Source organism: uncultured Marivita sp. (assembly GCF_947488135.1).
Taxonomy (GTDB): domain Bacteria; phylum Pseudomonadota; class Alphaproteobacteria; order Rhodobacterales; family Rhodobacteraceae; genus Marivita.
In genome coordinates, this window is the sequence record NZ_CANKYW010000005.1 from 111,723 (window position 1) to 125,736 (window position 14,014).

Below are 14,014 nucleotides of genomic sequence, written 5' to 3' on the forward strand. Positions count from 1 at the left end.
AGCCTGTTGCGGCGGTTTTGCCGCCATTGTTTCGAATTCCGCAAAAAACCCGGATTGGCTCCAAAATTGAACACAATCCCCCATGACAAAAAGGGAAGGTAACGTACGAGGAGACACCCATGTTTGCCGAAACTTTTTCCAGCCCCGATCTGGGCGAATTACGCCACTTTCTGGTAGCCGAGCGTCAGAAGACGCTGTCGGACACCGAATGGAAGTTCCGGATGCGCGGCTACGGATTTCACGTCAAACGCGTCGAAGGCGGCGTGATGGTGGCGCGGATCTCGCAAAACGAAATTCTCGGCTGCGTGAAGATGTAAGCGTAGGGTCGCCGGCTCCGGCGGCCTTTTGTCTCTGCATCCTCTCTCGCGCAGCGCGGCGGGCTTTGCTATGCCCTCCGCATGATGAAGTATATCGACATTCCCCCGGTCTGGCTGTTCGCAGCCCTTGCCATCGCGTGGTGGCAGAAGACCCATTTCGACTACGGGCTAAGCTTTGGCCCGGTCTGGGCCGACCTTCTGGGCGGTCTGCTGGTGGGCGGGGGATTGGTGCTGATCGCGCTGGCCGCCTATGAAATGCGCCGCCACCGCACGACGATCATGCCGCACGAGGTGCCTGACGCCTTGGTGACAAGCGGCATCTTCAAGCGCTCGCGCAATCCCATTTATCTCGCTGATTCGCTGATACTCACCGGGATGGTCCTTTATTGGGACGCCGTGTTATCGCTCCCATTGATCCCGGTCTTTGTCTGGTGGATCGAGAAACACTTCATCCTGACCGAAGAAAAACGCTTGCGGCGAAATTTTCGTGCGGATTTTGCACGATACGAGAAACAAACGCGACGTTGGCTCTAGCCGTTCGGGCGCATCTGTTCTAGATGAGCGGTTCGCGGTGGGGGGACGTTGTGTGCGTTAGGTCAGCACTGTAGACCCATCGCCGGAAAACATGCCGCTACGGCACTTCGGAACGAAGCAAAGGGGGACGGCTCAGGTGAAAATCGGGACGCCAAAAGAAGTGATGAAGGGCGAGGCACGCGTTGCCATGACCCCGGATTCTGCCCGCCAGCTGCAAAAGCTGGGGTACGACTGTATCATCGAAAGCGGTGCAGGCGACGCAGCAGGCTACAATGACGACACGTACAAAGAGGCTGGCGTCAAGATTGTCAAAACCGCCGCCGCCCTTTGGAAAGAGGCCGACGTGGTCGCCAAAGTGCGTCCACCCACCGAAGCCGAGCTGAAAAAGTCGCGTGAAGGCCAGCTTCTGATCTCGTTCTTCTGGCCCGCCCAGAACGAAAAGCTCATGAAGCAGGCGGCCGATCAGGGCACGTCCGTGATCGCGATGGACATGGTGCCGCGCATCAGCCGCGCGCAGAAGATGGACGCGCTATCCTCGATGGCCAATATCGCGGGCTACCGCGCCGTCATCGAAGCGGGCAACAATTTCGGCCGCTTCTTCACCGGTCAGATCACCGCTGCGGGCAAGGTGCCCCCGGCCAAGGTGCTGGTCGTCGGTGCCGGTGTGGCGGGTCTTGCCGCCATCGGGACATCGACCTCTCTGGGTGCGATCACCTACGCGTTCGACGTGCGCCCCGAAGTGGCCGAACAGGTCGAATCCATGGGTGCGGAATTCGTCTTCCTTGATTTCGAGGAAGAACAGCAGGACGGCTCCGCTTCGGGCGGCTATGCCTCTGTCTCTTCACCGGAATTCACCGCAGCGCAGCTTGCCAAGTTCCGCGAGTTGGCGCCCGAGATGGATATCGTGATCACCACTGCGCTGATCCCGAACCGCGAAGCGCCGGAGCTCTGGACCAAGGACATGGTCGAGTCGATGAAGCCGGGTTCGGTGATCGTCGACCTTGCCGCCGAAAAGGGTGGCAACTGCAAGATGACCGTGATGGACGAAAAGATCGTCACAGACAACGGCGTCACGATCATCGGCTATACCGACTTCCCGTCGCGCATGGCGACGCAGTCGTCCAACCTCTACGCCACGAACATCCGTCACCTGATGACCGACCTGACGCCAGAAAAAGACGGCACGGTCGTGCACAACATGGAGGACGACGTGATCCGCGGCGCAACCATTGCGCACGCGAAGGAAGTGACCTTCCCGCCACCGCCACCAAAGGTGCAGGCGATCGCCGCCAAGCCCAAGGAAAAGGTCAAGGAACTCACACCCGAAGAGCGCCGGGCGCAGGAACTGGCCGCGTTCAAAGGTCAGACGAAGCAGCAGGTGACGTTGCTTGCCGTCGGCGCGGCGCTGGTGCTTGGTGTCGGCCTCATCCCAGGCATGCCCGCGAGCTTCATGCAGCACTTCATCGTGTTCGTGCTGTCGGTGTTCATCGGCTTCCAGGTGATCTGGAACGTCGCGCATTCCCTCCACACGCCGCTGATGGCCGTGACCAACGCAATTTCGTCGATCATCATCCTGGGCGCGCTGATCCAGATCGGATCGACGAGCCTTCTGATCACGCTGCTGGGCGCGCTGGGCATCTTCATGGCCGCCGTCAACATCTTCGGTGGCTTCCTCGTGACACGGCGGATGCTCGCCATGTTCCAGAAATCCTAAAGGGGCAGGGCAATGGAAAACGCATTCACCATCGCGGCCTATGTGGTCGCCGCTGTTCTTTTCATCCTGTCGCTGGGCGGTCTGTCCGGCCAGGAAAGCGCGAAACGCGCCGTCTGGTACGGCATCGCGGGCATGGCGATCGCCGTGCTGGCGACGCTTGTCGGGCCTGGGACGGGCCTCTGGTTCGTCTCGCTTGTTCTGATCGCAGGCGGTGCCGCCGTTGGCTACCAACTGGCCACCAAGGTCGAGATGACCCAGATGCCCGAGCTTGTGGCCATCATGCACAGTCTCGTCGGTCTGGCGGCTGTCTTTGTCGGCTTCAACGCCGATCTGATGATCAATTACGTTAACGGTATCTATGAAGCCCAGGGTCTGGTTCTGGGTACGGTCGGCGAGGACGGGATCACCGCCATAGGTCTTCCAAAGGAAACCTATGACAGCCTCTCCGCCTTCGGCCAATTGATCGCCAAGAAATCCAGCGTCGAAATCGGAATCCTTCGGGTCGAACTGGTGCTGGGTATCTGGATCGGTGCCGTGACCTTCACTGGGTCGGTCATCGCCTACGCCAAGCTGGCGGGCGGATCCTCGAAACTGCCGTTCCAGGTCGATACAAGCGCCAAGAAACTGCCCGGCGGGCACATCCTGAATGCAGCTGCTGCCGGCTTGTCGGTCCTTTTGCTCATCGTCTACCTGACGGGTGGCGGATCCTGGGCGCTGGTCCTGTTGACGCTTGCAGGGCTCTTCATCGGCTATCACCTGATCATGGGCATCGGCGGCGCGGACATGCCGGTCGTTGTCTCCATGCTCAACAGCTACTCGGGCTGGGCGGCTGCCGCGATTGGTTTCAGCCTCGGCAACGACCTGCTGATCGTCGTCGGTGCGCTGGTCGGCTCTTCGGGTGCGATCCTGTCCTACATCATGTGCAAGGCGATGAACCGCAGCTTCATCAGCGTGATCCTGGGCGGCTTTGGCGGCCCCGCGGGCGAACAGATGGCCGTGGAAGGCGAGCAGATCGCCATCGACGCGGACGGCGTCGCACAGGCGCTGGACGAAGCCGACAGCATCATCATCATTCCGGGCTACGGCATGGCGGTGGCGCAGGCCCAGCAGAACGTGGCGGAACTCACCCGTCGCCTGCGCGCCAAGGGCAAGACCGTCCGTTTCGCGATCCACCCGGTCGCTGGCCGTTTGCCTGGCCACATGAACGTGCTTCTGGCCGAAGCCAAGGTGCCCTACGATATCGTGCTCGAGATGGACGAGATCAACGACGACTTCCCGGATACGGATGTCGCCATCGTCATCGGCTCGAACGACATCGTGAACCCGGCCGCTCAGGACGATCCCAACAGCCCCATCGCCGGTATGCCGGTTCTGGAATGCTGGAAGGCCAAGCAGGTCTTCGTGTCCAAGCGCGGGCAGGGCACCGGATATTCGGGGATCGAGAACCCGCTGTTCTTCAAGGACAACACGCGGATGTTCTACGGCGACGCCAAAGCGTCGCTGGATGCGCTGCTCAACAAGATCACCTGAGTCCGCGCGATCCCATGACCCTTCGGGCCTCGCATCGCAGGATGCGGGGCCTTTTTCGTTTCACTCCCTCGGGCCTTTGACCCATTCGCTCAGCGTGGCATCCAGCGCGTCCCAATTGGTATATTCCTTGTCCCAGTCCAGATCGGCGTCCGGATCCTTCTTGGCGATGATCCGGCGCATGGCAAATCGTCGGAAGACGTCGTAGCGCGACGGGGTGTACGCCCCGGCGACCTGGCTCACCTGACCGGGGGTCCAGCCGGTGGCATCGGTGAAATCAGACAGGATGGCATTCAAACTGCGCCATTCCTCGGCATCATGCCCGGCGGCCGCAAGCGAGACCGAGATCATCAGCGTCGGCATGTCGTTCAGCGCCCCCGCGTGTTCCGCGGCAAAGTCCGACAGGGTCTTCTGATAGTGCCCGATATGAAGCGACCCCGCCAGGATCGCCCCGTCAAAGCGGCTCAGGTCCACCGGCCCTGCATCGCCCACCGTTGTCAGCTCGACTGAATGACCCATGTCGACCAATCGATCCGCGATGTGGCGCGCGATCTTCTGGGTTTGCCCCTCTATGGTTGCGTATCCGATAAAGAGTTTCATGACCTCTCCCTCTGCTGCCGAAGGGCCACAGCCCGGCGACCCTTTCTCCCGGCCTGATGATACACGGCCGTGAAACCAGGCGCGTTGACCCACCGCAAAAACCGTTTGAGATCATTGAACTGGCAGGCAGAGTGTGGATGTCGCAGGCGCTAAAGATACCGTAAGCGGCGTGCAGTCGCCGCAATGCATACAGTTGAATACAGGTAAAATACTGAAATGTTTGGAAATTTCCTTTACTTGGCAGAATCGCGCGCCTAAGTGGTAGCCAAATCTGAAAGACCGACCCATGGCCCCGATCGAAGATCATCCCCTGCGTTACGCGCTCTCGAACGAGCTTCACGCCCGACCGTTCCCGTCACTGGAGGCCCCGTGCCGGGCCGTCTACCTCGCGCTGAAAAAGCCCAAGGCGGCCGCCGCGCGGGACAAGTCTCTTGATCTCGACCATCTCAAGGCGCTGCTCGATCGGTACGGCACGGCGCATCCGCAGCCCGGGGCCACGCATTTCTCGGGTCAGATCGGACAGCACACGCTGAAATGGGAACAGCACACGGAATTCGTGACCTACACCGTGTTCTTGAACGGCATGCCCGAACGTCCCTTCGATCCGGCGGATATGGACGTCTTCCCGGAAAGCTGGCTTGCCTCTGCGCCGGGGGTCAGGATCACGTCAGCCCTCATCCGGGTCGAGGAACGGCCCGATGAGGAAAAGATCAAACAGAACCTCTCCGACTGGTTCGTTCCCGAAAGCCTCGCCGTCAGCCGGGTCTTGGATGACGACGCCATTGTCGCCGGCGATTTCCGGATCGATCCGGCAGGTCATCTGCGCTTCGGCGTCTTCGTCAGCAAGGGCATCGGCCGCCGCCGCGTTGGCCGCATCGTACAACGCCTGTGCGAGATCGAGACCTACAAGACCATGTCGATGCTGGGCTTCACGCGGGTGCGCGAACTGGGTCCGCGCATGGGCGAGATCGACAATGAACTCAACCGGCTGATGGCGGCCATGACCCAGGGCGACGGTCAGGAAGAAGACCGGCTCAAGGCGCTTCTGGCGGTTTCTGCCGAACTCGAAAGCCTGTCGGCCCAGACATCGTTCCGCTTTGGCGCGACCGGGGCCTACGAGGCGATCGTCGAGCAACGGATCACGGTATTGCGGGAAGAACGGTTCGATGGTCGCCAGACCTTCGCCGAATTCATGACGCGCCGTTATGATCCGGCCATGCGCACCGTCAAATCCGCCGAGAACCGTCTTTCGGCCATGGCGGCGCGGGCGATGCGGGCAGGCGACCTGCTGCGCACACGAGTCGAGGTGGCGCGCTCGGCGCAGAACCAGCAATTGCTCGAAAGCATGAATCAGCGCGCCGATATGCAACTCCGTCTGCAAAAGACGGTCGAAGGCTTGTCGGTCGTCGCGATCAGCTACTACGCCGTGTCGCTTGCCGGGTTCCTGCTTTATCCGCTGGCCGAGATGCTGGGCATCACCAAAGGTGCGGTGACGGCCGCAGCCACGATCCCGGTGGTGCTGCTCGTGTGGCTGGCCATTCGCCGGATCCGGCGCGTTGTCGAGCAGGGCGGTCCCGACCTTTAGGTTTCTTTGGGCTTAAAATACCTTGGGGGGAGGCCGAAGGCCGGGGGGCAACGCCCCCGCGTTTGCGTCTACGCAAACGGCCGGACGCGTCGACGCGTCCGCTACCTCTGAACGGTGACTTCGGTCTCTGCACTCAAAGAGGCCGCCAGCGACGCGAAACGCGCCTCGGCCACTTCGCCGTATAGCGGCACCGATGCCTTGGTCAGCTTCAGGCGCAAGAGCTTTTTCCGGGGTCGCCACTCAAGCGACGTGCCATCGGCGCTGGCATCCGACATCCAGAGCATCGACCCGAACCGCAACGCCTTGCCCAGAACCTCGGCCTCGTTGGTCATCTTTTCGGACAACAATCCTTCGAGATCCTGAAACCGCGTGCCCTCGCGCTTGTTCTTGTAGCGGTGCAACAAGGCCAGCCCGAGGAACACCCGTTCGGAATGCTTCAACCCACCAAGATTGGCCCGGGTGGCGTTGTCGAAACAGGTCTCGGCACGGTAGTCGGGATGCGCGCGCCAGCTTACGTCATGCAAGAGGCACGCCGCCTTGATCAACCGCATCCGCGCCGGGTCGGCGCTTGAAAAGAGCGGCGTGACGAAGCGGAACAGCTTTTTGCCGAACCCCGGCAGACGCGCATCCTTGGCTTCGGCAAAGCGGCAGGCTTCGATCAGCGGGTCGCGGTCGCGCAGCACCTGCGGCATCTGTTCGTACAGTAGCCCTTCGCGGATGCCATAGCTCGATATCGCGATATCCTTTGGCTTGAACGTCTGCACCAGACGCTTGAGGACATCCGCGGCATAAGGCACCAGCTCCATCCGCGCGTTGGACACGCCGCAGGCTTGGCGCAGCTCTTCCAGGTCGCTCGATTTGATGAACTTGACGGTCTGGTTCACCGACTTCTTGTCCATCCGGTATTCGTGCAGCACGTGTAGCGGATAGCCGCGCCGGTACATGTCGATCCGGGCGATGGCACGCCACGATCCGCCGACAAGGAACAGGCGGTCGCGCTGTGGTCCCATATGATCGGCAAGCTTGGCCATCACGTCCTTGATGTGCTGGTCACGGCCTTTTTGCCCGCCCTTGAGATCGCGCAATTTCAGCGGCCCGAGGTTGGAACTGATCCGCCGCCCGACACGCCCGTCGGCGATCTCGGCCAATTCCATCGACGACCCGCCGATATCGCAGACCAGCCCGTAGCTTTTCGGCCAGCCAAGCAGCACACCCTGCGCCGACAGACGCGCCTCTTCCTCGCCGCCGATGACCCAGATCCGCAGGCCGGTCTCGCGCAGGACGTCTTCGCGGAACTCCGGCCCGTCTTCGGCTTCGCGCACGGCGGCGGTGGCGACGACACTCAGCGGTGGCAGGTTCATGCCCTCGGCCAGCGCCTGAAATCGTTTCAGCGCCTGCAACGCACGCTCCCGGCCTTCGGGGTTCAAACGCCCGGTGTCGGACATGCCCGCGCCCAAGGCGCACATCAGTTTTTCGTTGTAGAAATAGGCCGGGGATCGCGCCGCGCCGTCGAACACCACAAGACGCACCGAGTTCGACCCGATGTCGATCACGCCCACACGGGACAACGCCCGCGCCTTGGGGTCGTTGAACAGGGGGCGGCCAAATGGGCCCAAGGGGTCGTGTTCGGAGTCGGTGGTTCCGTCCATATGGCCTCCCGGTCAAGGTCGCGCGCACCGTGTCAAAGCAGGACGCATCGGTCAAGAAAACCTGTACCGCTTGCCGCAACTATTTCCAGCGCCTTGGAGGCAGAGCGGCGGTGACGTTACGGGAACCGATCCCGCAACACCGCGTTTTCACAGCACAGCAAGCGAGGATGTCCCATGGCAGCGCAAGGTCTCCATTCACTGAAACCAGCCGGAAAACAGGGCGCGAAACCGTCGAAAGAGGTCCGTGCCGGGCCAGGTGACGCGGGCCGGCAGGACCGTCCCGAACGCTTGCCCGAACGTCCCGGGGGCCGCCAGAAAGGCCGCAACGCGGTGATGCTCTTTGCGGTGCTCTGCGCCATCGGTGCAGTGGTCTGGGTACTCCTGCAATTGGCGGCTTAGAGGCTTCGGGATCACTCTTCGGTATGGGTCAGTTTCGGCACATCCGACGCCCCGGCTGAACCGCGTCCCGACAGCGACGGGTTTTCCATGAAAAAGCGGTGACAGTTGAACGCGAACGCCCCTTCCTCCCAGGTCGTTCGCACGAAACTGCCATCCGCCTGCATGATCCAGCTTTGCGCCACGTCGGCAAGGTTCGCCGCCATGATCTGACTGACGATCTGGGCTTTGACGGTGGCGTTCTCGATCTCGACCAGTGTCTCCACCCGCCGGTTGAGATTTCGGCCCATCCAGTCTGCCGATGAGATGAACACGCGGGCTTTCTTGTGCGGAAGGCCGTATCCGTTGCCGAAGCAGATGATCCGCGAGTGCTCCAGGAACCGTCCGACGATGGACTTGACGCGGATGTTCTCGCTCAGCCCCTTCACGCCGGGACGCAGCCCACAAATGCCCCGGATGACGCAGTCGATCTTCACCCCATCCTGACTGGCGGCATACAGCGCGTCGATCATGTCGGGCTCGATCAGGGAATTCATCTTGAGCCAGATCTGCGCCGGTTTGCCTGCGCGTGCGTGTTCGGCCTCGGCGGCGATCATCTCCAGCATCTTCGGTTTGAGCGAATGCGGCGAGATGCTCAGATTTTCGAGACCGTCGGGCAAGGCATACCCAGACAGGTAGTTGAACACCTTGGTGGCATCCCGCCCAAGTGCCGCGTCGCACGTGAAAAAGCTCAGATCGGTGTAGATGGTCGCGGTGATCGGGTGGTAATTCCCGGTGCCATAATGGGTGTAGGTCACCAGCTTGTTGCCCTCGCGGCGCACCACGACCGAGATCTTGGCGTGGGTTTTCCAGTCGAGGAAGCCGTAAACCACATGCGCGCCGGACCGTTCCAGCCGTCGCGATTGCCGGATATTCGCCGCCTCGTCGAACCGCGCCTTGAGTTCGACCAGAGCGGTGACGGACTTGCCGTCCTCTGCCGCTTCGCACAGGGCTGCGACGATGGGGGACTGGCGGGATGTGCGGTAGAGCGTTTGCTTGATCGCCACCACATCCGGGTCGCGGGCGGCTTGCGCCAGAAAGCGCACGACCATGTCGAATGTTTCGTAGGGGTGGTGGAGCAGCATGTCCTTCTGCTTGATCGCGGCGAACATGTCGCCGTCGAAATCCTGCACGCGCTCGGGCACACGGGGGGTGAAGCTGGGCCAAAGAAGATCAGGACGGCTGTCCAGCACCAGTTCCTTGAGGTCGGCCACGCCGATCATGCCGGTCAACTCGATCACATCGTCGTCACGGACCCGCAATTCGCGCATCACGGTGTCGCGCAAGCCCTTGGACGATCCCGCCGAGATGGTCAGGCGCACCACTTCGCCTCGGCGGCGGCGCTTCAACGCCACCTCGAATTCGCGCACGAGATCTTCGGCCTCGTCCTCGACCTCGATGTCGCTGTCGCGCAACACGCGGAATCCGAAATGGTCGCGCAGTTTGTAGCCGGGGAAGAGCCGGTCGAAATGCAGCAGCAGAAGGTCTTCGAGAAACAGGAATCGGTCCGCCCCGTCGCGAGCGGGCAAAGCCACAAATCGGTCGACCTGCGCGGGGATCGGCAGCAATGCCTGCAAGCCGGTCTTGTCCTTGCGCCGTTCCAGTTGCAGCGCAAGGCAATAGCCGTTGTTCGCAATGAACGGGAAGGGGTGCGCGGGGTCGATGGCGAGCGGAGACAGGACCGGAAACACCTGGTTCAGAAAGACGTCTTCCAGATGCGCCAGATCGTCGTCATCGAGGTCTTCGCGCGACAGGATCGAGATGCCTTCCGACTCCATCTGCTCACGCAGTTCGGCCAGCACGCGCTGCTGCGAGGCCATGAGCTTGCGCGCGTTCTCGTTGATGAGGACAAGCTGTTCCGCCGGGGTGAGTCCATCGGCGGCAGGGGTAACGTTGCCTGCCTGCGCCAGTTCCCGAAGACCCGCCACGCGGACGGTGTAGAATTCGTCCAGATTGGTGGCCGAGATCGACAGGAACCGCAGCCGTTCCAGAAGCGGTACGCGGGGATTTTCTGCCTCTTCCAAGACACGCCAGTTGAAGCCGAGCCACGACATCTCGCGATTGAAGAACCGTCCCGGACCGGACAGATCGACATCGGGCAGGTTCGTTGGATCGGGGAAAGGGGCGTTCAGGAAGTCGGCGCTGTTCATGGGCATCCCTTAGCGGCGGCGCGTGACGGCGTCGTGACGCACGGCCAAAGAAGATCTCTGCAAGGCCCTAGTCTGACGCGGTTTCTTCCCGGAATTCAAGATCGGCCAGCGCTTTGCGCGCCAATGCGCGGGTCACGCCTTTGGGCGTGCCGAGCGCTTCGGTGTCCAGATGCGCGACCACGGCTCCGGCGGCTTCGAAAGACCGGGGCATCCAGCGCACCAGATAGGGGATCACATCCGCCATCGGGACGATCTGCCGATCGGCGAACAGCTTGGCCAGAACCGCCGACAGCAGAATGTCGTCGGGCGGTGCCATCTTGGCCACGGTCGTTCCCGCCATCCGGCTCGCCAGATCGGGCAGGCGGATCGCCCAGGCCGACGGTGGCCGCGTCGCAGTCAGCAGCATGGAGTGCCCATTGGCCAGCACGAGGTTGTGCAGGTGAAAGAGCGCTTCCTCGGCCTCCGCATCGCCGGCGATCTGTTCCACGTCTTCGACACAGACCGGCGCATCGGCCAGTACGGGCACATCTGCGTCGGCAAGGTCGCACGCCGCAACCATGCGGCCATCGCTATCGGCGCACCAGACATGGGCCAGGTGCGATTTTCCCGATCCGTGCGGTCCAACCAGAACCAGCTTGCCGTTCGGCCAGTTCGGCCAGGTGTCGACAAGGCCGAGGGCCACCGCGTTGCTCTGGGTGACGTAAAAGTCCCCGCGTCCCAGCGCGGGCCGCGCCGGAATGTCGAATTTCAACTGAAGAGGCATTTATTCGCGGTCCTGGTCACTCAATCCGCGATAGAGGCGGCTATGGAGATATTGATCGGCGGCAAAGCGCATTATGACACCGATGGCCGCCGCGACCGGAACCGCGACCAGCATCCCGACAAAGCCGAACAGCGTGCCGAAGATCGACAGCGCAAGGATCAGCCAAACCGGATGCAGGCCCACCGAGGATCCCACCAGCTTGGGGGTGAGCACATTACCTTCGATCACCTGGCCCAGCACGAACACGCCCGCGACAAGACCGATGGACAGCCAGTCACCCCAGAACTGGAACAGCGCCAGACCGATGGCCAGCGCTCCGCCGATCAGCGCGCCGAGATAGGGAATGAACGTCACCAGACCGGCAACGAACCCCACGACGAGCCCGAATTGCAACCCGATCACCATGAGCGCCACCGCGTAGTAAGTGCCCAGGATGATACAGACAGTGCCCATGCCGCGGATGAAGCTGGCCAGTGTCTTGTCGATATCGGCAGCCAGCTTGCGGATGGTCGGCGCATGATCGCGCGGCAAAAGCTCGTCGATGCGGGCGACCATGTTGTCCCAGTCCAGCAGCAGATAGACCGCCACCACCGGCACGATCACGAAGAGCATCACGATATTGATGAAACCCGCCGCCGAACTCAGCACGGTATTCAGAAGCTCTCCACCGCGTGACTGGATCGTTTCACCGACCGAGATCAGCGATTGCCGCAGCGGGCTTTCGGTATCCATCACCTCGGGGAACCGCGCGATCAGGAAATCGCGGAGATTGCCGAACAGGGTCGGCGCCACGTTGAACAGATCCACCGCCTGATCGATGAGCGCCGGAATGACCAGAAGGAGAAGGATCACAAAGGCAAGAATGCCAACCACCGTGATCAGGAACGTCGCCGCCACGCGGCTGAGACCCAACCGTTCCAGACGATCCGCCACCGGATCGAGGAAATAGGCGATCGCGCCGCCCAGCACGAAGGGCAACAGCACGTCGCCAAGGAACCACAGCACAATCGCAAAGGCGATTGCCGCGACTCCCCAGTATTTCAGCTGTTCCCGCGCGGGAAGTGCCATGCCAAGCGCCCTTTGAATCTGGACCCTACATCGCCTGTCCGTTGCAGGGTTTCAAGAGGCACACGCAGCCTCACCAAAGCTGTGATGTTTTCCGCTGACGCGGCATCCTCGATCAGGCGCGTTGCGCAATCCCGGTGCGCGCCTCACGCTTCGACCGGCATGGTGATCTGCGCGACGAACCGGTTTGGATCCTTCGACCGCGAAACCTCGGCCCCGATCTGTTCGGCGAATTGCTGGATCAGGCGTTCCCCGGTGCCCGAGGAATCGATGTCCAGCGTCTGCGAGCTGTCCGAATGGCTGTTCTCGACGGTAATCTGGAGCTTGTCGTCGGGCCACACCTCGAGCAGCAGCTTCACCGGCGTGTTCGGCCGGGGAGAGCCGTGTTTGATCGCATTGGTCAGCAACTCGTTGAGCATCAGGCTCAGCGCGATCGCCGTATCGCTTTTGAGTTTGCAGGCTTCTGCCGGATGCTCGAAAACCAGCGCCTGTTCCTGCAACTCCGCGCTTTTGCGCGTCGACTGGACGAGCCTGTTGAACAAGGTGATGACATCGATCCGGGCCACGTCGCCGTCGATCTGGATGGCGGCGTGCACATCCGCCACGGCACGAACCCGCGATTCCACGGCGCGCAGGGCGGCGCGCGCCCGTTCTGCGGCCGGGCCGCCGGTCACGATCAACCGGCTCGCCTGAAGGCGCAGCAGGGACAGCGCAATCTGCAGGCTGTTCTTGATGCGATGGTTCGCCTCGACCACCAGCGCCTCGCGCACTTCGACCGCCCGTTCCAGTTCGCGACGGGCGTTTTCAATATCGGTCAGATCGACGAAGGTGCCGACCAGTTTGGGCCGCCGGTCGATTGGATCGGTCGCAATCTCGCCCCGAATGCGGACGAAGCGCTCTTCGCCATTGGGCAGCGGGACGCGGTAATCGAAAGACGCGATCTCGCCGGGCGGTGCTGCCAGCACGCGGGCCACCTCGGCATGAACCGCACCGATATCGTCCTGGTGTACCCGTTCGAAGAATGGTGCCGCGTAGGGCCCGGCCTCCTCGGGGGCAAAGCCGAACATCGCGTCGATGGCGTCGTGGCGCAGGAACAGATCGGTCTCGGGATCGTAGCTGAAATAGGCGACGGAGGCTGTCGATGTCGCCGCACGCCGGTGACTTTGCGCCAGCCGCGCTGTCAGCGTCGCCTCGGTCACATCCCGCGCGGTTTGCAGGATCGCGATGATCTCGCCGTCCTCGCGGATCGGCGCGAAATGCATCTGCCAGTGGTGTTCCATGTAAACACCGTTTTCGTTGACCAGATCGAACCGGGCGGGGCCAACCTCTTGCGGTTCGCCGGTCCGAAGGATCTCGGCCACGGCGCTGCGGATACCCTCGACCGCCTTTGATCCATCGGCGTCGGCGCTTGGTGGAAATGCCTCGAATATCCCCTTACCGGCGACGTCGACGCCCACGGTGTCCGTCATCACCTCATGTGCGGAATTGCGCCATAACAGCGTCATGTCGTCATTCGGCATGAAAAACAGGGCAGCAAAAGGAAGCGCTTCGAAACCAAGCGCCAGAATGTCCTGTATCCTGCCCGGGGCGACGGACAGGGGCAAATCGCTTTTCATTTCCGAAACAGACTCCGAACTATCAGGTGCGCAGAAGATGTTTGATTTCCATGGCAAAG

At 61.9% G+C, this 14,014-nt stretch carries 12 protein-coding genes; 6 read left to right on the forward strand and 6 right to left on the reverse strand.

From position 1 onward, the window contains the following. Nucleotides 1-119: 119 nt before the first annotated feature. From Q1B16_RS14750 to Q1B16_RS14765, 4 genes are all read left to right on the forward strand, one after another. Complete coding sequence (locus tag Q1B16_RS14750) at nt 120-317, forward strand: hypothetical protein (RefSeq protein WP_299790228.1); 198 nt, start codon at nt 120-122, stop codon at nt 315-317. Between the two features lie 81 nt (nt 318-398). After that, nucleotides 399-851: an isoprenylcysteine carboxylmethyltransferase family protein gene (locus tag Q1B16_RS14755; RefSeq protein ID WP_299790231.1), complete on the forward strand. Its 453-nt coding sequence runs from the start codon at nt 399-401 to the stop codon at nt 849-851. A 136-nt stretch (nt 852-987) separates the two neighbouring features. Continuing rightward, nucleotides 988-2,565 (forward strand): Re/Si-specific NAD(P)(+) transhydrogenase subunit alpha, encoded by a 1,578-nt coding sequence (locus tag Q1B16_RS14760; RefSeq protein WP_299790234.1) that lies wholly within the window; start codon nt 988-990, stop codon nt 2,563-2,565. A gap of 12 nt (nt 2,566-2,577) precedes the next feature. Then, nucleotides 2,578-4,095: an NAD(P)(+) transhydrogenase (Re/Si-specific) subunit beta gene (locus Q1B16_RS14765; protein ID WP_299790285.1), complete on the forward strand. Its 1,518-nt coding sequence runs from the start codon at nt 2,578-2,580 to the stop codon at nt 4,093-4,095. 60 nt (nt 4,096-4,155) lie between these two features. On the opposite strand, the gene Q1B16_RS14770 is transcribed toward Q1B16_RS14765, so the two are convergent. Beyond that, entirely contained in the window at nt 4,156-4,692 is a 537-nt protein-coding gene (locus Q1B16_RS14770) for a flavodoxin domain-containing protein (RefSeq protein WP_299790288.1), read from the reverse strand. A 286-nt stretch (nt 4,693-4,978) separates the two neighbouring features. Here Q1B16_RS14770 and Q1B16_RS14775 point away from each other — a divergent pair, with 286 nt between their 5' ends. After that, complete coding sequence (locus tag Q1B16_RS14775) at nt 4,979-6,277, forward strand: DUF3422 domain-containing protein (protein WP_299790291.1); 1,299 nt, start codon at nt 4,979-4,981, stop codon at nt 6,275-6,277. Between the two features lie 101 nt (nt 6,278-6,378). Here Q1B16_RS14775 and Q1B16_RS14780 read toward each other — a convergent pair whose 3' ends face one another. After that, nucleotides 6,379-7,926 carry a Ppx/GppA family phosphatase gene (locus Q1B16_RS14780; protein ID WP_299790294.1) on the reverse strand — a complete coding sequence of 516 codons (1,548 nt, stop codon included), beginning with the start codon at nt 7,924-7,926 and terminating at the stop codon, nt 6,379-6,381. A 174-nt stretch (nt 7,927-8,100) separates the two neighbouring features. Here Q1B16_RS14780 and Q1B16_RS14785 point away from each other — a divergent pair, with 174 nt between their 5' ends. After that, on the forward strand, nt 8,101-8,325 hold the full coding sequence (locus tag Q1B16_RS14785; RefSeq protein WP_299790298.1) for a hypothetical protein: 225 nt from the start codon (nt 8,101-8,103) through the stop codon (nt 8,323-8,325). Between the two features lie 11 nt (nt 8,326-8,336). Here the strand turns inward: Q1B16_RS14785 and Q1B16_RS14790 are convergent, their stop codons facing one another. The 4 genes from Q1B16_RS14790 to Q1B16_RS14805 form a co-directional block, all read right to left on the reverse strand. After that, nucleotides 8,337-10,511, reverse strand: a complete 2,175-nt coding sequence (locus tag Q1B16_RS14790) for an RNA degradosome polyphosphate kinase (protein WP_299790301.1) — start codon at nt 10,509-10,511, stop codon at nt 8,337-8,339. A 67-nt stretch (nt 10,512-10,578) separates the two neighbouring features. Then, nucleotides 10,579-11,274, reverse strand: a complete 696-nt coding sequence (locus tag Q1B16_RS14795; RefSeq protein WP_299790304.1) for a DnaA/Hda family protein — start codon at nt 11,272-11,274, stop codon at nt 10,579-10,581. Next, on the reverse strand, nt 11,275-12,342 hold the full coding sequence (locus Q1B16_RS14800; protein ID WP_299790307.1) for an AI-2E family transporter: 1,068 nt from the start codon (nt 12,340-12,342) through the stop codon (nt 11,275-11,277). Nucleotides 12,343-12,485: 143 nt separating this feature from the next. Next, entirely contained in the window at nt 12,486-13,955 is a 1,470-nt protein-coding gene (locus Q1B16_RS14805; RefSeq protein WP_299790310.1) for a histidine kinase dimerization/phosphoacceptor domain -containing protein, read from the reverse strand. Nucleotides 13,956-14,014 lie beyond the last annotated feature (59 nt).